This window comes from Nocardia flavorosea NBRC 108225, from assembly GCF_001613385.1.
In the GTDB taxonomy this organism is placed as follows: Bacteria; Actinomycetota; Actinomycetes; order Mycobacteriales; family Mycobacteriaceae; genus Nocardia; species Nocardia flavorosea.
This window is the reverse complement of the sequence record NZ_BDCG01000022.1, coordinates 1-21,872: the sequence shown is the minus strand read 5'-3', so window position 1 is coordinate 21,872 and position 21,872 is coordinate 1. Positions and strand designations below refer to the sequence as shown.

Below are 21,872 nucleotides of genomic sequence, written 5' to 3'. Positions count from 1 at the left end.
GGCGGTCGGGGTTCCCCCGTGGCCGGACGGGAATACGGCGCACCGGATATGCCCTCGGTCAACGACCGGGCGCGGGTTTCCCGGAGTTCTCCGATAGTTCGCCTTTGCGCCCGCCGTAGGCACGGTTACCGGCCGGGCAGGCACTGGTGTTCTCGAACGCGGCGCTTCCTCGGCCGCTTATCCCACTCGCCCGGGGCGATCAGACCGCGAAGTCGCGCTTGACCTGCTGGGTGTTGCGGTGCTCGACGAAGAACGACAGCAGCGGGATCGTGCCCGCCAGCAGCGTGCCGATGGTGCGTTTGATCGGCCAGCGCACCTTGACCGCGAGATCGGCGGTGAGAATCAGATAGATGAAGTACGCCCAGCCGTGTACCAGCGCGATCCACGACGGGGTATCCACGCCGAACCCGTACTGCGCGATCATCTCGGCGGTGAGCAGCAACAGCCACAGACCGGTGACCCAGGCGAGCACGCGGTAGCGCAGCAGCGCGCCCGCGATCTTGCGGTCTCCGGCGGGCCGCGCGGGCTCGGCGGCGACGGTGGTTTTCTCGCTGGCGGTCAACCGGCGCTCCTCTCGGGATCGCGGGCTTCGCTGCCCGCTTGGTCGCCGGCGTTCAACCGGGCGAGGTAGCTGTTGTATTCGGCGAGCACCGGATCGGTGTCGCGGGGGGCCTGTGGCCGCTGCGGCAGGAAACCGGCCGGAATCTCGCGTGGTTCCCGGACGGCGGCGCTGCGACGGCGGCCGGGCTGCACCGAGCCGTCGGCACGTGCCGCTTCGGTACCGGCTGCCGTCGACCCCGTTTCGCCGACTGTGCCCGCCGAGCCCGTGGCCCGGTCTGCAGATTCGCCGCCGGCCGCGTCCTCCGCGCCTGCTTCCTGCTCCAACCGCACGAAGCGGAAGTAGGCGAAGAGCGCGAAGGCCCCGAACAGTGGCCACTGCATCGCATAGCCGAGGTTCTGCGCTGTCCCGCTGGCCGAGGAGAACCGCTCCATCTGCCACCAGCCCAATGCCAGCGCGGCCACCGCGAGCACAACCGCCAGGACGATCAGAGCCGGGCGGTGCACGGTACGGCGGGGTGTTTCGGACACGGCTACCACGGTACCCGTCTACTACACCGGCCGTAGTGTGAGGTGCGCGTCGCGTGGTCGGCCGTCGACGCCGGTCAGAGGTCGTAGACCACTCCGGTCATCCGCTCCGACTCTTCCCACAACCGCCGCCACAGGCCCGTGTTCTTCGACAACCGGGTCGACGGGGAGGCCGCCACCGGGCCCTGGGACTGGAACAGCCGGGTCGGACCCCAGTAGGTCTGCGGATCGGCATCCGGCATCGTCGCCGCGAACAAGGTGGAATGCGCCGCCTTCGCCGGGGCGTGCCCGACCAGCCGGATCACCGGTTTGCTGACCAGATCGAGCGGGGTTTCGGTGCGGGTGAACAGTTCGGTGGCCGATACCCCGGGGTGCACGCCGTACGACCGTTTCGGTGAGCCGGCCGCTGTCAGCCGGCGCTGCAGTTCGCGCGCGAACATCAGGTTGGACAGTTTGGCCTGCGCGTAGGCGAGGTTGCGCTGGTAGCGCCGGTTCTCGTAGTTCAGGTCGTCGATCCACAGTTTGGGTGTCTGTTTGTGGGCGATGCTGGCGAGGGTCACCACCCGGTCGCGTATCCGGTCCAGCAGCAGCCCGGTGAGCGCGAAATGCCCGAGGTGGTTCACCCCGAACTGGGTTTCGAATCCGTCCACGGTCCGCGAGAACGGCACATTCATCAGGCCCGCGTTGTTGACCAGTACATCGAATTCGCCGGTGGCCTCGGCGAATTCGCGGATCGAGGACATATCGGCCAGGTCGAGCCGGCGAACCTGGAGATCGCCGCCGATACTGCCGGCGACCTCGCGGGCCTTCTCCGTGTTGCGGCAGGCCATCACCACGGTGGCCCCTTTACCGGCCAGGACCTTGGTGGTCTCGGCACCGAGGCCGCCGTTGGCTCCGGTGACGACATAGGTACGCCCGCGTTGGTCGGGCATCTGATCGGGTTTCCACGCCATGATGTGACCTTACTGCCGAGTAAGATCACTGTGAAGGGCGACACCCACCACTCGGCACCGCGGGGTTCGCGACTGCGCGCACGGGTGTCGGTGGGGCGCAGTAGGCTGCCCGAGTGCCCGAACTCCCGCCCGTATCGACCCTGCTGGCGACCGCCGTAACCGCACTCGGCGGTAAGGAACGCCCCGGTCAGATGACCATGGTGGCCGCGGTGGACGATGCCATCGAGACCAAACGCCATCTCGCGGTCCAGGCCGGTACGGGCACCGGGAAATCCCTGGCCTATCTGGTGCCCAGCCTGCGCCACGCGGTCCGCACCGGGCGCACAGTAGTGGTCTCCACCGCCACCATCGCCCTGCAACGGCAACTGGTGGACCGGGATCTGCCCCGGCTGGGACAGGCCCTGGCGAAACCGCTCGGCCGGGCACCCGAATTCGCGATCCTCAAGGGCCGTAACAACTATCTCTGCCTGAACAAAATCAACAGCGCCATCCCGGAGGAGCCCGCCGAAGCCGAATTGTTCGACGCCTTCGCCGTCTCGCGGCTCGGCCGCGAGGTCAAACGGCTCAACGAATGGGCCTCGGATACCGAAACCGGTGACCGCGACGAACTGGCCCCGGGGGTCAGCGACCGCGCCTGGCGGCAGGTCAGTGTCTCGTCGCGGGAATGCCTGGGCAAATCCCGCTGCCCGTTCGGTCAGGATTGTTTCGCCGAACGCGCCCGCGCCGAATCCGCGCAGGCCGATGTGGTGGTCACCAATCACGCGCTGCTGGCCATCGACGCGATCAGCGGTATCCAGGTACTACCGGAGCACGATGTGGTGGTCGTGGACGAGGCACACGAACTGGTCGACCGGGTCACCGGCGTCGCGACCGCCGAACTGTCGGCAACGGCCATCAGCGCCGCCGCCCGGCGCTGCGCCAAACTCATCGACGAGCAGGAGGTCGATCGGCTCGAGGCGGCCGCGGAAGCCTGGCACGGCGCCCTCGAGGATCTGGGCCCGAACCGCTGGGAGGCACTGCCCGACGGGATCGGCCAGGTGCTCGCCCTCGTCCGGGATGCCGCCTGGAACGCGCGCACCGCGCTCAACCCGCAGGGTTCCGCCGCGCCGGGATCCGATCCCGAGGCCGCCGCCGGCCGGAACATGGCCGTGGCCGCGGTCGAGGAGATCCACGACAGCGCGGTCCGCGCCCTCACCGCTTTCGACGAACCCGATCCGGCGGCGCGCCGCGATGTGGTGTGGTTGTCGGCCGACGAGATCCGCGGCGTCACCCGCCGCTCGTTGCATATGGCACCGCTGGCCGTCGGCGGGCTGCTGCGTAGCCAGTTGTTCGGGACGGCCACGGTCATCCTGACCTCGGCGACCCTGCAGATCGGCGGAACGTTCGACGGCTTGGCACGCACCTGGGGCCTGCCGCCCGAATCCGGCGGCAAGGCCGATCCCGCGCTGGCCAACGGCGCGGAGGCCCCCGCGGACACCGATACCGTCCGCTGGTCCTCGCTGGATGTGGGGTCGCCGTTCGATCACGCGAAATCCGGGATCCTCTATGTCGCGAAGCATCTGCCCGCCCCGGGGCGGGACGGGCTGCCCCCGGCCTATCTCGACGAAATCGAGCGTCTGGTCTCGGCCGCGGGTGGACGCACACTGGGGCTCTTCTCCTCCATGCGCGCCGCGAAATCGGCCACGGAAGCCCTGCGTTCCCGGCTGAAGACACCGATCCTGTGCCAGGGCGAGGATTCCACCGGCGCGTTGGTGCGCAAATTCGCCGACGACCCGGAAACCTCCCTGTTCGGAACTCTTTCCCTGTGGCAGGGGGTCGATGTCCCCGGCCCGTCGCTGAGTCTGGTGATCCTGGACCGGATCCCCTTCCCCCGCCCCGACGATCCACTGCTGGCGGCCCGTCAGCGCGCGGTCGAATCCCGTGGCGGCAACGGTTTTCTCACCGTTGCCGCCAGTCACGCCGCCCTCCTGCTGGCCCAGGGCACCGGGCGCCTGTTGCGCAGCGTCGACGATCGCGGGGTCGTGGCCATCCTCGATCCGCGCCTCGCCACCGCACGCTACGGCGGTTACCTACGTGCCTCACTGCCCCCGTACTGGGAAACCGCCGACCCCGAGGTCGTCCTGAAGGCCCTACACCGTCTGGACTCCGCCGCAGCGGTGTGATTCCCGCTGCGGCGGGTCGTCTTACAGAACGGCCGCGAGAACCAGCGTGATCACCGCAGCGACGACGGCGGCCACCACCGCGGTGACGCCCCAGACCAGCCCGCTGCGAGCCCAGGGCCGGCGGTAGTCCACCGAGAACCTGCCCGGCCCGGTGAAGGCGAGGGCCGCTGCCACAGTGGCGAACAGCAACGCCATTTCGTAGCCCTGTCCGGTGAGCAGGCCACCGCCGAAAGTGGTGTGGATGATGACGATGGACGTACCCAGCACGATGGCCGCACCCAATGGTGAGAGTGCCCCCAGGGCGAGCAGGATTCCGCCGGACACACCGCTACACCGGCTACAACACCGACTTACCGACCAGCGTGACCAGCGCCGCCGCCACCGCGACGGCCACCGAGATCACGCCCCAGGTCAAGCCGGTGCGCGCCCAGGGACGACCATTGTCCACCGAGAACCGTCCCGGTCCGGTAAAGGCAACCGCCAACGCGACCACCGCGAACAACAGGCCCATCTCGTAGCCGCCGAGCAGACCTTTGCCGAATCCGGTGTTGACGATGACAATTCCGGTACCCAGCACGATCGCTGCCGCCAGCGGGGTGAACGCACCCAGCGCAAGCAGCAGCCCACCCACGAATTCACTCAGTCCGGCCACCGTTCCGAACACATTGCCCGGCTCGAAGCCCATCTTCTCGAATCCCGCATTGTTCGCCGCAAGCCCCTCACCGCCGAACCAGCCGAACAGCTTCTGCGCGCCGTGGGCGGCGAACAACAGGCCGAAGACCAGCCGCAGGATCAGCAGGCCGGTATCACCGGATATCGACCCGCCCCGGGTCGCGGCGGCGCGTTCGAGCGTCGTATCGGCAGTCATGGGAACCCCTCGTTGTCGCAGTTGCCCGGCCGGGGAGACGAGCGAACTCCGGTCAACGCGGCCAGGTTAGCCTAACCTTGCCATGTTTCGGGCTATTCCGCGAGCAGGAAGAAGTACGCGAGGAAGATCGCCGTCAGCGCCCACATCACCGGATGCACTTCCCGGAACCGGCCGCGCGCCACCATCACTACGGGATAGAAGATCATCCCCATCGCCAGACCGTTGGCGATCGAATACGTCAGCGGCATCATGATGATCGTGATGAACGCCGGAACCGCGAACTCCAAACGGCTCCAGTCGATATCGCCGAGCGAACGCGCCATGAGCACGCCGACCACGATCAGCGCCGCCGCGGTCACCGCGCCCGAACCCGCCACCACCGCGAATATCGGGAAAAAGAACATGGCCACCGCGAACCAGACGGCGGTAACCACCGCGGTGAGCCCGGTCCGGCCGCCGGCCGAGACACCGGCCGTCGATTCCACATACGCGGTGGTGGTGGAGGTTCCGATCACCGCACCTGCCATCGTGCCCACCGCATCGGCCGACAGCGCACTCGATGCCCGCGGCAACTCCCCCTTCGCGTTCAGCAGACCCGCCTGGTTCGCCACCCCGATCAGTGTTCCGGACGCATCGAAGAAATCCACGAACAACATGGTCAGCACCACCACCGCCATCTGCGCGGTGAACGCGTCGGGCAAGTGGACCAGCGCCTGCCCGAAGGTCTCATCGAGACCCTGCGGCATGGAAACCACCCCGTCGGGGATATCCACCAGACCGCTGATCATACCGATCACCGCCGTCGCGACGATGCCGTACAGCACCGCGCCGTGCCAGCCTCGGACGAGGAAGACGACGGTGAGTACGAGCCCGAACAACGCCAGCACCGTGGTGCCCTGGGTGAAATCACCGAGCCCGACCAGAGTCGACGAATTGTCCACCACGATGCCCGCGTTCTTCAGCCCCAGAAACGCGACGAAGGTTCCCACCCCGGCCGCGACGGCCAGTTTCAACTGCAACGGGATCGCGTTCAGGATCTTCTCGCGGATCTTGGTGACCGCGAGAACGAAGAAGATCACACCGGACAGCAACGTCCCCGATAACGCGACCTGCCACGGGATCCCCATCCCGAGCACCACCGAATAGGCGAAGAACGCGTTCAAGCCCATCCCGGGGGCGAGCGCGACCGGATACCGCGCCCACAACCCCATCACCAGCGTCCCCACCACCGCCGCCACCGCGGTCGCGGTGAACACCGCCTGCGTGGGGATTCCCTGCGCGCCGAGGTCGCCCTGGTCGCCGAGGATGGAAGGGTTGACCGCGAGGACATAACACATCGCCAGGAACGTCACGGTCCCCGCCATCAACTCGCGTCGCACGGTCGAGCCGTGGATTCCGATTCCGAAGAACGAATCCACCCGTCCGCGAGTCCGGGTCAGAAGACCTGTGGCCATGACATCTCCAGTCGGCTAGCGAAACTCCGTCCCGGCGGTTGCCGCCCACCCCGGTGCGGTTAGACGCAGGTCAGCGCCAGTGGAACGGTATCGGAAACCTATGACGAACCGAAGTCGCACCGCGCCCGCGCCCGCCGGGCCGGTAGCTCTGTAGCGCAACGGCGACGACCCCACTCACCGACTTCATACCCCCGATGCCCGGCCACACGCGGTTCCGCACACAATCACGAAAATTCGTGCGCTGCCCGAATCCGACCACGACGACGGGGCCGAATCCGGCTCGGGGGCTACAACGTGCCCGTCCCACTCATCCAGCGGCGTCACCGAGCCCGGCGCGGCACTCCCCGGGCTCACCCGCGCCGAGCCATATGACGCAACTCATGCATTCGCGACCAACCCCAGCTCCTGGTGCGAGGACAACAGTTCGTGGGCGGGGAGCACGCGGACCGTATAGCCGATCGAGCCCGGCAGCGGGATCGGAGTGTCGACCGCGAACACCTCCACGGTGGATTCGGGTGTCTCCCGGCCGGTCGAAGACATCGGGACGACGGTGGTGTCGTACAGCTCGTCGTCGGGCGAGACTCGGCCCAGCACCGCCTGCACCACCACATCCTGTGGCGCGAGCCCACCCAGGTCCACGCGCGCGGTCAGTGACAGGGGCGCGCCGGGCACCGGGGCATCGGGCAGGCCGGTGGCGTCGGCCCGGAGCACCCGTACCCGCGGCCAGGCGTGCGTCACCCGGTTCCGGTACACCGCGATCTCGCGCGCTCCGCGCAGATCCGATTCGGTGACCCGCCGGTACGCAGCCGCTGCCGGGGCGTAGTACTGCTGTGCGTAGTCGCGCACCATCCGGTCGGCGGGCACCTTCGGGCCGAGGCTACGCAGGGTGTGGCGCACCATCTCGAGCCAGCGCAGCGGCAGCCCGTGCGTATCGCGCTCGTAGAACCGGGGAGCAACGGTACGTTCCATCAGGTCGTAGAGCGCGGTGGCCTCCAGATCATCGCGCCGATCATCGGCGACACCGTCGGCGGACGGGATGGCCCAGCCGTTCTCGCCGTCGAACATCTCGTCCCACCAGCCGTCCCGGATGGACAGGTTCAGACCGCCGTTGAGCGCCGATTTCATACCCGAGGTTCCGCAGGCCTCGAGCGGCCGCAGGGGATTGTTCAGCCACACATCGCAACCCCAGTACAGGTACCGGGCCATGGACATGTCGTAATCGGGCAGGAAAACGATCCGGTGCCGGACGGCCGGGTCGTCGGCGAAACGCACCACCTGCTGGATGAGCGCCTTACCTCCTTCGTCGGCGGGGTGACTCTTACCCGCCACCACCAGCTGCACCGGACGGTCCGGGTCCAGGAGCAGGGCGCGCAGCCGTTGCGGGTCGCGCAGCATCAGCGTCAGCCGCTTATAGGTGGGCACCCGCCGCGCGAAGCCGACGGTGAGTACTTGCGTGTCGAAAACATCGTCCACCCATGACAACTCGGCGTCCGCGGCGCCGCGCTGCAACCACGATTCACGCAGCCGCCGGCGCACCTCCGCGACCAGCGTGGCGCGCAGAGTGTTGCGGACCCCCCACAGCCGCTCCGGCGCCGGTTCACCGAGTTCGGCCCACCCGCCGGCACCGCCGGGCAACTCGTCCCATTCCCGTGCCGCCCAGGTGGGTGCGTGCACACCGTTGGTCACCGAACCGATCGGCACCTCGGCGGTATCGAAACCGGGCCACAGCGCGGCGAACATCTCCCGGCTCACCTCCCCGTGCAGCCGCGATACACCGTTGGCGCGCTGTGCGAGACGCAACCCCATATGGGCCATATTGAACACCGACGGATCGGCTTCCCGGCCCAGCCCGATGATGCGGTCCACACCGATACCGGGAAGCAACGGCGAATCCGCTTCCCCCGCCGATCCCCCGAAATACCGGTGCACCAGCGATACCGGGAACCGGTCGATACCGGCGGGAACCGGGGTATGGGTGGTGAACACGGTCCCGGCCCGCACCGCGGCCAGCGCGGTATCGAAATCGTGCCCGGCGGCGAGATATTCGCGAATCCGTTCGAGCCCGAGGAACCCCGCGTGCCCCTCGTTCATATGGAAGACCTCCGGATCCGGGAGACCGGCCGCCGCGGTGTAGGCCCGCACCGCCCGCACACCCCCGATACCGGCCAGGATCTCCTGTTCGATCCGGTGATCCTGGTCGCCGCTGTAGAGCCGATCGGTAACAGCACGCAGATCCGGGTCGTTGGCAGCAATATCGGAATCCAGCAGCAGCAGCGGTACCCGGCCCACCTGCGCGATCCACACCCGCGCTGCCAGCACCCGGCGATCCGGCATCGCCACATGCACCAGGACCGGCGACCCGTCGGCGGTCAACGGCCGCAGCGGCAACCCCTGCGGGTCGAGCGCCGGATACCGTTCGACCTGCCGGCCGTCGGCGCTCAGCGATTGCCGGAAATACCCCGACCGGTAGAGCAGCCCGACCGCGATCAGCGGCAGACCCACATCCGACGCCGCCTTCAGATGATCCCCGGCCAGGATCCCGAGACCACCGGAATAGTTCGGCAGCACCTCGCTGACCCCGAACTCCATCGAGAAGTACGCGATCCCCCGCACCCCGAAATCCGCCCCGGGCCCACCCAGGTAATCGCGCAGATCCGCAGCCGCCGCATCCAGTGACGCGCAATACTCGGCATCGTCGGCGGCCTCGGCCAGACGCCCGGCCGGTACTTCCTGCAGCATCCGTACCGGGTCGTGCCCGCACTGCGCCCACCGCACAGGATCCAGTGCGGCGAATACATCCTGCGTCGGGCCATGCCACGACCAGCGCAGATTGGTCGACAACTCGCCCAGCGCGGCCAAACGCTCCGGCAGATGGGCGCGGACGGTGAACCGACGCAGTGCCTTCATGCTGTAATTCTGGCGCGCCTTCGGCGCGCGGGGTTTCGGCCCCCCTCGGTCCCTGCTTTCCGCACTCGACACTCGCGGCTACGCCGCATCGCATCGAACCCGGAAAGCAGGGACGGGCCAAAACTTTTCAGGGCCTCGCTGAACTCGGCACCGCCGCTGGTCATGTTCGGACCGGTGGTCGTGAACCTGCCGGGGCCGCCTGGCACCGAATGGATCCGCACACCGGATGCGCCCCCGGGCCCGGTCGCTCGGCGCGGTCCTGTGCTCCGGAGTCTGGGCCCTGCTGCGGCACTGTGCCCGTACCATTTCCCGGGGCCGCCACGGCCCTGTTCTTCGTGATCTTCATGATCCCAGCAGCGGCCGTATATTCGTCGCCGGTGGTGTCACCCCGGCCTCCGAGCCGACCGGCATCGTGGCCGTTACCAGTGCGCTCGGTCTGGTCCGCAGGTGTGGCCACGATGTCGGCTACGGCTTCCGATCACGGGCCGGAGGCAGGCGAGACCGGTGGCAGCGCGGCGGAAAACACATTGCCAACCGATCAGCGTCTTCATTATGGTTTTCCTGTGCTGTGCCGATGAGGCCCTGGTCGCGCCGCTGACGGCGGCGACCGGAATTCCGACGTTCTTCTGAAGCCGCCGTCCGAGCTGTCGTGCCGGGCGGTGTCCTTGCGCTGTCCCGGCTCCCTACTCGAGCCGCGGAGCTTCAGTGTCTCTTTCTCATACCTCTGTTTCCCACTCCCGCCACAGCGGGCCCGCTACGCCCGGCTCCCTGCCGGAGGACCTCTCGCCGGACGCGCTACCGGCCGGGACGCACGCCCATATCCGGGCGACGTCCGTGCACGTGACGCTCGGGTCGCGCGCGGTCCTCACCGACGTCTCCGTCACCGTATCCGCGCGCTCGAGGCTCGCCGTCGTCGGTGAGAACGGGCGGGGAAAAACGACCCTGCTGCACGTTCTGGCCGGTTTGCGGCGGCCCGACAGCGGCACGGTGGCCCGGGTCGGCACCATCGGTGTGGCCCGTCAGGCCGTCCCGTTCCGCACCGGCGAAACCGTGGGCACCCTGGTCGCCGAAACCATCGCACCGGCGCTGGGTGCGCTACGCGATCTCGACACCGCGACCGTCGCCCTCACCGACGGCGCACCCGGCGCCGACGACGCGTACGCGGCGGCGCTGGAGGCCGCCACCCGGCTCGACGCATGGGATGCCGAGCGGCGCGTCGATATCGCACTGTCGGCCCTGAACGCGTGCACCGACCGGGAACCCCCGCTGTCGACCCTGTCGGTGGGACAGCGCTACCGGGTCCGGCTCGCGTGCCTGCTCGGCGCCGCCCACGACCTACTGCTGCTGGACGAACCGACCAATCATCTCGACAGCGACGGGCTCGTATTCCTGACCGAACGTCTGCGGGCCCGAACGGGTGGACTGGCGGTGGTCAGTCACGACCGCGCACTGCTACGCGATATCGCCACGGAGTTCCTCGACGTGGACCCGAGCCGTGACGGACGCCCGCAACTGTTCACCGGCGGCTACACCGGCCGGCAGGAGGGCCGGCGCCGCGCTCGCGAGAGCTGGGAGAACGAGTACGCCGAACAGCTCGCCGAACGTGCTCGCCTGCGCGAGGCCGTCACGACCGCCCGCGACCGGCTCGGCACCGGCTGGCGGCCGGACAAGGGGCACGGCAAACATCAGCGGCAGTCCCGTACTCCGGGGCTGGTGCAGGCCTTGAACCGGCGCCAGGCCGGTCTCGACGCCCACACGGTGACCGTGCCGGAGCCCCCGCTGCGGCTCCGTTTCCCGGAACTCGGGCTCCGGCCCGGCGCACCGCTACTCCGGTGCGCCGAGGTCACCGTGGCAGGGCGGCTGCATTCCCCTGTCGGTCTGGTTCTGGAGGCGGGCGATCGGCTACTGGTCACCGGTCACAACGGCGCCGGTAAGTCCACCCTGCTGGCTGTACTGGCCGGTGAACTCGAACCGTCCACCGGCAGCATCCACCATCACGGCGCGGCCCGGATCGTCCGGATCGATCAGGAGGTGCCGGCCTGGGAGCCCGAACTCACCGCGCAGCAGCTCTACGACCGCCATATCCGGGGCCTCGAATTGCACCACGACATCGACCCGATCCCGTTGACCGCGACCGGGCTGCTGGAAAAACAGTCGCGGCACACCCCCGTCGGCAAGCTCTCCCAAGGTCAGCAGCGCCGACTCCACCTCGCCATTCAGCTGGCCTTCCGCCCCATGGTCCTGATCTGCGACGAACCGACGAACCACCTGTCGATATCCCTGGTCGACGAACTCACCGCCGCCCTCTCGGACACCGCCGCCGCCGTAGTGGCCACCCACGACAGGCAAATGCTCACCGACCTCGCGCACTGGCCCCACCTCCCCTGCACCAGCCGGCAAACGACCACAATTCATGATCCCCACCGACCATGACCGCGATCCCGGTGCACACGACCCCGGCCCACCCCCGTGGTTCGGGGCCCGTCTCGGATCTGGACTGACGGAGCGGGGGGAGCGAAGCGGAGGAGGGAAGATTCGAGACCCATCAGGGCCCCGAACCGGGGGCGCCGAAGGCGCCGCAAATATCATCGCGTGGATGACCGGCCGCATCGCCATCGATGACACCGCCCCGCATATCCCCGGAGGGTATCCGGCGAAGGCGGTGGTCGGGGAAGTGTTCCCGGTGCGGGCCGTCGTATGGCGCGACGGCCACGGATGCGTCGGGGCGAGCCTGGCGGTCCGCGCACCGGGGTCGACGCGCTCTCTACGGGTTCCGATGGCGCCCGACTACGAACCCGACGTGTTCAACGGCATCTTCACCCCCGACCGGCCCGGGTTGTGGCATTACCGGGTGGAGGGCTGGGCGGATTCGATCGCGACCTGGCGGTCGGCGGTCGAAGCGAAACTGGCGGTCGGACAGAGCGCACCCGATCTGGCCAACGATCTGGAGATCGGGGCGCGCCTGTTCGACCGGGCGGCGCAGGCGGTCGGTAAGAAACAGTTCGAGCGGTTGCGGGCGGTGGCGGCGGCACTACGCGGGACCGAACCACTGCCCGCCCGGGTCGCTCCTGCGTTCACCGACGAGGTGGCCGAGATCCTGCGCGCGAATCCGCTGCGGGAGCTGGTGACGCGCGGCCCACAGTTCTCGGTGCTGGTGGAACGCCCGCGTGCGCTCACCGGCGCCTGGTACGAATTCTTTCCCCGCTCGACCGGCGGCCTCGATACCGACGGCAACCCCGTCCACGGCACTTTCGTCACCGCGGCCGCCGAGTTGCCCCGTATCGCCGCAATGGGTTTCGATGTGGTCTACCTGCCGCCGATCCATCCGATCGGCCGAGTGAACCGCAAGGGCCGCAACAACGCTCTCATCGCCGGTCCCGGCGATGTGGGGTCCCCGTGGGCGATCGGCGCGGCCGAGGGCGGGCACGATGCCTTCCACCCGCAGCTCGGTACCGAAGCCGATTTCGCCGCGTTCGTCCGCGCCGCCGCCGACCTGAAACTCGAGGTGGCGCTGGATCTGGCGTTGCAGTGCGCACCCGATCACCCGTGGGTCGCCGCGCACCCCGAATGGTTCACGACCCTGCCGGACGGCACGATCGCCTACGCCGAGAACCCGCCGAAGAAATACCAGGACATCTATCCCCTCGATTTCGACAACGACCCCGACGGCCTGTACGCCGAGGTCCTGCGGGTGCTGCGGTATTGGATCGGTCTGGGGGTGAAGATCTTCCGGGTCGACAACCCGCACACCAAACCGGCGGATTTCTGGGAATGGCTGATCGCCGCGGTCCGCCGGACCGACCCGGATGTTGTGCTGCTGTCGGAGGCGTTCACCTATCCGGCCCGCCTGTACGGTTTGGCCCGCCGCGGTTTCAGCCAGTCCTACACCTATTTCACCTGGCGCACCCATAAACACGAGCTGACCGAGTTCGGCCACGAACTCGCCGCGAAAGCCGACGAGGCGCGCCCCAACCTGTTCGTCAACACCCCGGATATCCTGCACGAAAGCCTCCAGCACGGCGGTCCGGGCATGTTCGCGATCCGCGCCGTGCTCGCCGCCACCCTCGCCCCGAGCTGGGGTGTGTACTCCGGCTACGAGCTCTACGAACACCAACCCGTGCGCCCCGGCAGCGAGGAATACCTGGATTCGGAGAAGTACGAACTACGGCCCCGCCCGTTCGCCGCCGCCCGGGCCCGCGGCGAATCCCTGGAACCGTGGCTGACCAGGCTCAACGAGATACGCCACCGCCATCCGGCGCTGCAACAACTGCGCTGCCTGCATTTCCACCATATCGACAACGACAACCTGCTGGCGTATTCGAAAATCGACCCGGCGACCGGCGACGCCGTCCTGGTGGTGGTGAACCTGAACCCGTTCACCACCGAACAGGGCATGCTCTCCCTGGACCTGCCCGCCATAGGCCGCGAATGGCACGACCATCCGGTGGTCCACGACGAGATCAGTGGCGAGGAGTACCACTGGGCGCAGACCAACTACATCCGGTTGGATCCGGCCCGCGCGGTCGCCCACGTCATCGCCCTGCCGCCGGTCCCGCAGCACGCCCGCGCCGGCCTGGCCTACCGGCGGACGCTGCGGTGAACCGGCGCGATCTGCTGCTGCTGGCCGCGGGCAGCCATCCCGATCCGCATACCGTACTGGGCGCCCACCCGGCCCCGGACGGCACGATCGTGCGGGTGTTGCGGCCGGAAGCGGAATCGGTGTCGATCCGGGTCGGCGGCGCCGACCATCGGCTGGCTTCGCTCGGCCACGGGGTCTTCGGCGGCACCCTCCCGTACCCGGAACTGCTGGACTACCGGGTCGTCACCGTATACCCGCACCACCCGACCACGGTCCTCGCCGACGGCTACCGCTATTTGCCGGCCCTCGGCGATCTGGACCTGCACCTGATCGGCGAAGGCCGACATCAGCGTTTGTGGGAGGTCCTCGGTGCACATCCACGCCGGTATCCGGGCCTGGACGGCGAGGTCACCGGGGTGTCGTTCGCGGTGTGGGCCCCCAATGCCCGCGGCGTCACCGTTTTCGGCGATTTCGACCACTGGCAGGGCGGTACCTGGCCGATGCGCGCCCTCGGCAATTCGGGAGTCTGGGAGGTTTTCGTCCCCGGCGCCGCACCCGGTGATCGCTACAAGTACCGCGTGTACGGTGCCGACGGCCGCGCCGCCGACCATGCCGACCCCCTCGCGTTCGCCACCGAACTCCCCCCGGCCACCGCGTCCGTCGTCACGGCGACCCGGCACAACTGGACCGATCAGCGCTGGCTCACCGACCGAGCCCACACCGATCCGGCGCGTGCGCCGCTGAGTGTGTTCGAACTACATCTCGCGTCGTGGCGGCCGGGGCTGGGGTACCGCGAACTCGCCGAACAGCTCAGCGAATATGTGCGCCGACTCGGCTTCACCCATGTGGAACTGCTGCCGATGGCCGAGCATCCGTTCGGCGGCTCCTGGGGTTATCAGGTCACCTCCTACTACGCCCCCACCGCACGGTTCGGCTGCCCGGACGATTTCCGTGCCTTCGTCGACCGCATGCACGCCGACGGGATCGGGGTCATCCTCGACTGGGTGCCAGGGCATTTCCCCCGCGACGCCTGGGCTTTGGCCCGCTTCGACGGCACCCCCCTCTACGAACACCCCGACCCCCGCCGCGGTGAACAACCCGCGTGGGGCACCTATGTTTTCGACTACGGCCGGCCCGAAGTCCGCAACTTTCTGGTCGCCAACGCCCGCTATTGGGTCGAGGAGTTCCATATCGACGGGCTGCGGGTCGATGCGGTCGCCGCCATGCTCTACCTGGACTACGGGCGCCCCGACGGCGGGTGGGAGCCGAATATCCACGGCGGCCGGGAGAATCTGGAGGCGGTCGATTTCCTCGCCGAACTGAACGAGAGCCTGCACGGCTCGTATCCGGGTGTGCTGACGATCGCCGAGGAATCCACGACCTGGCCCGGTGTCACCCGGGCGACCGAGGTCGGCGGCCTGGGTTTCACCATGAAATGGAATATGGGCTGGATGCACGACACGCTCGGCTATCTGAGCCGCGACCCCGTGCACCGCGCCTGGCACCACAACGAGATCACCTTCTCGCTGATGTACGCGTGGAGCGAGAACTATGTGCTGCCCATCAGTCACGACGAGGTCGTGCACGGCAAAGGCACCCTGTGGACCCGGATGCCCGGCGACGAGTTCGCCAAGGCGGGCGGCGTCCGCGCGTTACTCGCCTATATGTGGGCCCATCCCGGTAAACAGCTGCTGTTCATGGGACAGGAGTTCGGCCATTACCGCGAGTGGTGGCACGATCACAGCCTCGACTGGCACGAGCTCGACAACCCGTTGCACCGGGGAATCCAGCTTCTGGTCGCCGACCTCAACCGCGGCTACCGCGAACACCCGGCCCTGTGGAGTCAGGACACCACCCCCGGCGGCCATTCCTGGATCAGCAGCGACGACCGCGACGCCAATATGCTGGCCTTCCTGCGCCACGCCGCCGACGGCAGCGTCGTCGCCTGCGTCTGCAACTTCTCCGGAAACACCTACACCGATTACCGGATCGGACTACCGCTCCCCGGCGACTGGCTGGAAATCCTCAACACCGATGCGCTCGAGTACGGCGGAACCGGCGCCGGAAACCTCGGCGTCGTCCACGCCGCCCCCACCCCCCTGCACGACCGCCCCGCATCCGCCGGCCTCACCCTGGGCCCGCTCAGCGTCATCTGGCTCGTCCCCCGGCGCTGACCGGATCACCCTGTGCCCGGAAACCGCCGCCTCGATCCAGGACAGGCCGGGCCACTATCCGCCGTCGGCCCGTCGGCACACGCCCTCGAGCAGGCCGGCGCAGGCACCGACCGGCTTCGTCACCATCCAGGGGCGGGCCGGTGTCACATGTCGTCGGCTGCGCAGGCGTCGATCCGTCACCGTTTCCTGCCGGATCCGCAGTAGCGCTGTCGCGGCCGCCCCGTGCCCCAGAGCAGCCGCCGGGGACCGGCACGGCCGCCGGTGCCGCCGGGATGCCGCCCGCATTGCCGAACAGCAGGCTCGACGACCTGCGGCCGGATCTCTACTACGGGCGGGCGAGTCGCCGGCAGCGACACAGCCGATACCTCGCCCGGTAGCGCGTTATCCCGGATCCGCAGGACGGTACGAACCCGCCGTCACGTTCGAGGGCAGCGGCGGCCCGGATGCCTCATACGCCGACGCGGGCGCAGAACCTTCGCCGCCGGACGAGCGCCCACACGATCCCGTCACGACGATGCACACCGAGCTGGTGTGCCTGCCGACCGTCAGTAGAGGGCAGTCGCCAGCTTGCGCCGCGCCGCGACCACGAAGGGCTCCGACTGGTCGAAGAGCTCGAAAAGCTCCACCAACCGGGTGCGCACGGTGGCCCGCTCATCACCCGACGTCCGTTTGATCAGGCCGATCAACCGGTCGAACGCCGCCTCCGGCTGCTGCTGGAACATCTCCACGTCGGCAGCGTCCAGCGCGGCCGCCACGTTGTCCGGATCCGCGTCCGCGGTCGCGATCGCCGTTTCCGGCAGCTGCTGGGCCCGCCCGAGGAATTTCACCTGGCGCAGCGCAGCCTTGGCCTCGGCGTTGGCCGGTTCCTGGGAAAGGATCGATTCGTAGGCCGATTCCGCCCCCGCGAAATCGCCCTGCTCCAGTAGCGCTTCGGCAGCGGCGAATCGGGGATCGGCGGTCGGCTCGGGCGCTTCGCCATCCGGATCACCTTCGAGCTTGCCCTCCACCGCCTGCACGACAGCGGCAAGCCACTGCCGGACCTGCTCCTCGGGCTGCCCGCCCTGGAAATCCGCGAGCGGCTGGCCACCCGCGACGGCGACCACTGTGGGAATGCCCTGGACGCCGAAGGCCTGCGCGATTCGCATATTGTTCTCGGCTTCGACGGCGGCCAGGTCCCAGGTACCGTTCGCCTCGCGCAGGAGCCGTTCGAGCAACTGCACCAATTCGATGCTGCCGGGGCTGCGCTGCGAATACAGCGCGACCACGACCGGCACCTGCATGGAGCGGCGCAGGACCTTGGTCTCGAAATCCGCCTCGGTGACCGTATGGTCACCGGCCGCAGCCGCCGCACCCGCGGGCGGCTGTTTCAGGGCGGACAGATCCACCGCCCCGGACATGGCGGCGGCTACGGCTGGTGAAGGACGGCGTGGTGCTGGTCGAGTCACAGGTTCCAGTCTGTCACGACGAGGCGGCGAGGGTCTTCGGGGACTCGGTGCCGGACGCGCTCTGCTGGTCGAACTTGCCGGTACGCACGGCCCATACCTCGAACAGCACGGTGAAGAACGGCGGGATGCTGGACAGCAACGCCAGCACGGTGGTCTTCCAGTTCCATTCGAACTCGCGCGCGGTCACCAGTGCGATCAGTACGAACAGGACGAAAACGCCGCCGTGGACCGGGCCGAAGATCTTCACGCCGATCTCGTTGCCCTCTTCCGGAAGGTATTTGAAGGCCATTCCGGTCAGCAGGCCCAGCCAGGACAGCGCCTCGAGCACGGCGAAGAAACGGAACCTGCCGGCAGTGGTGCGCAGACCAAGAAAGTTCATGCGCACCATTGTGCCCTAGCCACTACATCGTGTCGTAGTCGAACCGGTCACACCGGTCATACCGGACGCTCAGGCCCGGATGATCAGCGCATCACCCTGACCGCCGCCACCGCACAGCGCCGCCGCACCGACCCCGCCGCCGCGCCGCTTCAACTCCAGCGCCAGATGCAGCACGATCCGCGCACCCGACATCCCGAGCGGATGCCCGATGGCGATGGCACCGCCGTTCACATTGACCTTCGCCGGATCGATCCCCAGCTTGCGGGTGGAGGCGATACCCACCGCCGCGAACGCTTCGTTGATCTCCACCAGATCGAGCTCGGCCGGGGTGATCCCCTCCTTGGCACACGCCTTGGCGATGGCGCCGGCCGGCTGATCCTGCAGCGTCGAATCCGGGCCGGCCACCATACCGGCGGCACCGATCTCGGCGATCCAGCTCAGCCCGAGCTCCTGCGCCTTGGTCTTGCTCATCACCACGACCGCCGCCGCGCCGTCGGAGATCTGCGACGCCGAACCCGCGGTGATGGTGCCGTTCTTGCTGAAGGAGGGCCGCAGCTTCGACAACGACTCCGCGGTCGTATCGGCGCGGATACCTTCGTCCTGACGGAAAAGCACCGGATCACCTTTACGCTGCGGTACCTCGACCGGCACCACCTCGTCGTCGAACACTCCGTTCTTCCACGCGGCGGCCGCCCGCTGATGCGAGGCAGCGGCGAAGGCATCCTGATCGGCGCGGGTGACCGGATCGGTCTCGTTGCGCTGCTCGGTGAGCGCACCCATTGCCTGATCGGTGAAGATATCGTGCAGACCGTCGTAGGCCATATGGTCGCGCAGCGTCACATCGCCGTACTTGAACCCCTCGCGGCTCTTCTCGAGCATATGCGGAGCGCGGCTCATCGATTCCTGGCCACCGGCGACCACGATCTCGTGCTCCCCTGCCCGGATGAGCTGATCCGCCAGGGCGATGGCATTGATACCGGACAGGCACACCTTGTTCAGGGTGAGCGCCGGAACATCCATCGGAATACCGCCGGCGACCGCGGCCTGCCGCGCCGGAATCTGCCCCGCACCCGCGGTGAGCACCTGCCCCATGATCACGTAGTCGACCTGGTCGCCACGGACACCGGCCTTCTCCAGGGCACCGGCGATCGCGACACCGCCGAGCGCGGAGCCGCTGAAATCCTTCAGGCCACCCAGCAGCCGGCCGACCGGGGTACGCGCACCGGCAACGATCACGGAGTTGGTCACGACGAGCCTCCTGTATCTATGGCGCCGCCTCCGGCGGCGCGGGTCGGGGCCCTATTGACCCCTGGAGACGTCCAGGCCGACCGGACGCGCTACCCGGGAGTAACGCATCGTGCGGACGACTCCACGGTAACCCGCCGACCCCGGCATCCGGCCCACAGGGCTGCGCAGATCACCCGCGACGACGTGTAGGCAGTCGCCATCAGTTTCCGGTGTCCGGGTGGGTACACACCGGCGACGCACCCGAACGCGCTACGTTCGAAGAGTGAGCACCGCTACCCCGTCATCAGAGTTCATTCCCGCCGACTACGTCGTCGCAGTCGATCACGTCGGCATCGCCGTACCCGATCTGGACACGGCCGTGGCCTGGTACGCCGAGAACCTCGGCCTGGTCGAAACCCACCGCGAGGTCAACGACGAACAGGGCGTCCAGGAAGCGATGCTGTCCGCTCCCGCCGCCGAGGACGATTCGACTGCTCTGCAGTTGCTGGCACCGCTCGACGCGACCTCCACCATCGCGAAATTCATCGACCGCAGCGGACCGGGCCTGCAGCAGTTGGCTTTCCGGGTCACCGATATCGACGCCGTTTCCGCATATCTACGCGATCGCGGTGTGCGTTTGCTGTACGAGGCGCCGCGCCGCGGCACCGCCGATTCCCGCATCAATTTCGTCCACCCGAAGGATGCTGGCGGTGTGCTGGTCGAGTTGGTCGAGCCGGACCCGAATGTTACGCACTAGTATCGTAATCGGACCGTTAGGCGTACCTCCGATAACATTCACGGTCGGCTCACCATGGGCCGGTCTCAGGCTGTAGTTTGTTGGCCATGTCGTCACCCGAGTCCGATCGCAATCGCTTCGTTGCGCTGCCCTTCACCGTCGTGCGCAAGGGTTATGCGCAAGACGAGGTACGTAACTATTTCGACCGTTTCGATGCCGAGTTGCGGGTCACCGCCACCGACCGCGATGCCGCTGCCGCCCAGGCCCGCAACCTCGCCAGTCAGCTGGAGGATGCCCGCGACGAAATCGACGAGCTCCGTAAGGAAGTCGACCGGCTGTCCGTCCCGCCGACCACCGCGGAAGGGATGAGCGATCGCATCTCCCGGATGCTGCGATTGGCTTCCGACGAGGCCTCCGAGGTTCGCGCGCTGGCGCAGGCCGAGGCCGCGGAGATGGTTTCCATCGCCGAGCAGCAGGCCGCGGAGATGCGCGGTAAGTACGAATCGCTGCTCGCCGAGACCAAAGAGAAGCGCGAAGCCCTCGAAATCGAGTACGAGCAGACCCTCGCGAACGCGCGTACCGAATCCTCGAAGATCATCGAAGCCGCCCAGGCCGAGGCCGAGCGCCTCGCCAAGGAGTCCGAGGCCAAGCGTAAGGCCACACAGCAGGACTTCGAGGTCACCATGGCCGAGCGTCGCACCAAGCTGACCCGCGCCATGGAGGAGCTGGAGGCCACCAGCCGCGCCGAGGCCGCACAGCGGATCAAGGACGCCACCGACGAGGCCAACCGCCTCATCACCTCCGCCACCCAGACCTCCGAGCGCAAAATCGCGCACGCCAAGGAACTGGCCGAGGAGATGCGCGTCCTGCGTGGCCGCGTCCTGGCCCAGCTGCTCGGTATCCGCGGTCAGCTCGATTCGGTACCCGCCATGCTGGCCGCCGTCAACCGAGAGAGCGAACTGCTCGACGGGGTGCCCGAACAGCCCCGTAAATCGCTCGGCAGTGGGCAGAACAAGTCGGTATCCGGCCGTAACAATCAGAAGGCAATCCCCGAGGTGAACGCCGAAGACGAGTCGGAAGATATCGTCGACGAAGAACGCGAAAACGCCGACATCAGCAACTAGAGCTCCCTCAGAGCTGCTGTCGGAACGTGTACGGCGACACGACAAGTCACTCCGAAGGCCGCCCCTACGGGGGCGGCCTTCCTCATGTCGAGGACGCCACGCGCCCGGCCTCGCCCAGACCGGACGCACACCGAACACTCCGCCCGCAGCCGGGCGCTGGTGGTCTCCACCGCGTGGGTATCATCGCCTCCGCTGGGCAGGGCAGCAAGCCCAGCGCGTCGCCATGACCGATCTTCGGTCGTCCTTCTCAGCTGCACCGGGACATGTCCGATCCCCTGCGCTCCGGCACCGGGCAGTTCGCTGTGCCGCCGCATCTCGCCGGTCCATATCGGGCCTCCGTCGGTCCCCGAGTCCGGCTGGTGCGCCCGCCCACGCAGCCGGCCGCCGCTCGACTGCCCCGTGTTCCCCAGGCGCTCTCGACCGCTCAGCCCACTCTGCTCCGGGTCACGATCCATCCCCTGGGGCGGCCGGTGAGATCGCCGATGGGGTCGACGTCGTGGTCGTAGCGCAAAGCGGTGAGTTCTGCGAGTCCGGCGACGACGAGATCCGGTCGCGGCGGCGGTGTTGCCCGCTCCGGGCCGGTCGGCGTTGGACATCGAACGCGCTTGCATCGCCGCGCCGTCGGTGGCTGCCCAGGGCATCGCTTTTTCCAGGCGCGGATAGTCGCTGCTGTCGCGGGCGAAGTCGTCGACAGCTGCCCCGATCTCTATCTCTCGGCGCCGAACGACGGATCGGCGGTCACCGGGTAGCCGAGGACCATCCGCGGGGCGTATGGCCG

General features: G+C 68.1%; 16 protein-coding genes. 6 read left to right on the top strand and 10 right to left on the bottom strand.

Annotation, left to right across the window (positions count from 1 at the left end; genetic code table 11):
- Positions 1-199: 199 nt before the first annotated feature.
- The 3 genes from NFL01S_RS28150 to NFL01S_RS28140 form a co-directional block, all read right to left on the bottom strand.
- Positions 200-562: a DUF3817 domain-containing protein gene (locus tag NFL01S_RS28150; RefSeq protein ID WP_062979346.1), complete on the bottom strand. Its 363-nt coding sequence runs from the start codon at positions 560-562 to the stop codon at positions 200-202.
- On the bottom strand, positions 559-1,089 hold the full coding sequence (locus NFL01S_RS28145) for a hypothetical protein (RefSeq protein WP_063916073.1): 531 nt from the start codon (positions 1,087-1,089) through the stop codon (positions 559-561). Before NFL01S_RS28145 ends, NFL01S_RS28150 begins: the two co-directional genes overlap by 4 nt.
- Positions 1,090-1,163: 74 nt before the next feature.
- Positions 1,164-2,039 (bottom strand): oxidoreductase, encoded by an 876-nt coding sequence (locus NFL01S_RS28140; protein WP_062979345.1) that lies wholly within the window; start codon positions 2,037-2,039, stop codon positions 1,164-1,166.
- A 113-nt stretch (positions 2,040-2,152) separates the two neighbouring features.
- Between NFL01S_RS28140 and NFL01S_RS28135 the strand changes: the two genes are divergently transcribed.
- Positions 2,153-4,201 (top strand): ATP-dependent DNA helicase, encoded by a 2,049-nt coding sequence (locus tag NFL01S_RS28135; RefSeq protein WP_062979344.1) that lies wholly within the window; start codon positions 2,153-2,155, stop codon positions 4,199-4,201.
- 21 nt (positions 4,202-4,222) lie between these two features.
- Here NFL01S_RS28135 and NFL01S_RS28130 read toward each other — a convergent pair whose 3' ends face one another.
- The 4 genes from NFL01S_RS28130 to glgP form a co-directional block, all read right to left on the bottom strand.
- The gene (locus NFL01S_RS28130) at positions 4,223-4,525 is read right to left on the bottom strand and encodes a DoxX family protein (RefSeq protein WP_062979343.1); all 303 of its coding nucleotides are present in this window, start codon (positions 4,523-4,525) and stop codon (positions 4,223-4,225) included.
- Positions 4,526-4,538: 13 nt separating this feature from the next.
- A complete protein-coding gene (locus NFL01S_RS28125) occupies positions 4,539-5,069 on the bottom strand; it encodes a DoxX family protein (protein WP_062979342.1) in 531 nt (176 codons plus the stop codon).
- 92 nt (positions 5,070-5,161) lie between these two features.
- Positions 5,162-6,523, bottom strand: coding sequence for an NCS2 family permease (locus NFL01S_RS28120; protein WP_062979341.1), 1,362 nt, complete (start codon positions 6,521-6,523; stop codon positions 5,162-5,164).
- 378 nt (positions 6,524-6,901) lie between these two features.
- Positions 6,902-9,430, bottom strand: a complete 2,529-nt coding sequence (glgP, locus tag NFL01S_RS28115) for an alpha-glucan family phosphorylase (RefSeq protein WP_174555730.1) — start codon at positions 9,428-9,430, stop codon at positions 6,902-6,904.
- A gap of 768 nt (positions 9,431-10,198) precedes the next feature.
- Between glgP and NFL01S_RS28110 the strand changes: the two genes are divergently transcribed.
- The 3 genes from NFL01S_RS28110 (at position 10,199) to glgB (ending at position 16,183) form a co-directional block, all read left to right on the top strand.
- The gene (locus NFL01S_RS28110; protein ID WP_084493358.1) at positions 10,199-11,863 is read left to right on the top strand and encodes an ATP-binding cassette domain-containing protein; all 1,665 of its coding nucleotides are present in this window, start codon (positions 10,199-10,201) and stop codon (positions 11,861-11,863) included.
- 163 nt (positions 11,864-12,026) lie between these two features.
- Positions 12,027-14,030, top strand: a complete 2,004-nt coding sequence (locus tag NFL01S_RS37205) for an alpha-1,4-glucan--maltose-1-phosphate maltosyltransferase (RefSeq protein ID WP_062979340.1) — start codon at positions 12,027-12,029, stop codon at positions 14,028-14,030.
- The gene (glgB, locus tag NFL01S_RS28100) at positions 14,027-16,183 is read left to right on the top strand and encodes a 1,4-alpha-glucan branching protein GlgB (protein WP_062979339.1); all 2,157 of its coding nucleotides are present in this window, start codon (positions 14,027-14,029) and stop codon (positions 16,181-16,183) included. The genes NFL01S_RS37205 and glgB overlap by 4 nt, the downstream gene beginning before the upstream one ends.
- 545 nt (positions 16,184-16,728) lie before the next feature.
- On the opposite strand, the gene NFL01S_RS28095 is transcribed toward glgB, so the two are convergent.
- The 3 genes from NFL01S_RS28095 to NFL01S_RS28085 all read right to left on the bottom strand — a co-directional run bounded on the left by NFL01S_RS28095 (position 16,729) and on the right by NFL01S_RS28085 (position 19,255).
- Entirely contained in the window at positions 16,729-17,580 is an 852-nt protein-coding gene (locus tag NFL01S_RS28095; RefSeq protein WP_062979338.1) for a tetratricopeptide repeat protein, read from the bottom strand.
- A gap of 61 nt (positions 17,581-17,641) precedes the next feature.
- Positions 17,642-18,007, bottom strand: coding sequence for a DUF3817 domain-containing protein (locus NFL01S_RS28090; protein WP_245670923.1), 366 nt, complete (start codon positions 18,005-18,007; stop codon positions 17,642-17,644).
- Between the two features lie 69 nt (positions 18,008-18,076).
- Positions 18,077-19,255, bottom strand: coding sequence for an acetyl-CoA C-acetyltransferase (locus NFL01S_RS28085; protein ID WP_062979336.1), 1,179 nt, complete (start codon positions 19,253-19,255; stop codon positions 18,077-18,079).
- Between the two features lie 262 nt (positions 19,256-19,517).
- Here NFL01S_RS28085 and mce point away from each other — a divergent pair, with 262 nt between their 5' ends.
- Positions 19,518-19,991: a methylmalonyl-CoA epimerase gene (gene mce, locus NFL01S_RS28080; RefSeq protein ID WP_062979335.1), complete on the top strand. Its 474-nt coding sequence runs from the start codon at positions 19,518-19,520 to the stop codon at positions 19,989-19,991.
- Positions 19,992-20,077: 86 nt separating this feature from the next.
- On the top strand, positions 20,078-21,094 hold the full coding sequence (locus tag NFL01S_RS28075; protein WP_062979334.1) for a coiled-coil domain-containing protein: 1,017 nt from the start codon (positions 20,078-20,080) through the stop codon (positions 21,092-21,094).
- Positions 21,095-21,872 lie beyond the last annotated feature (778 nt).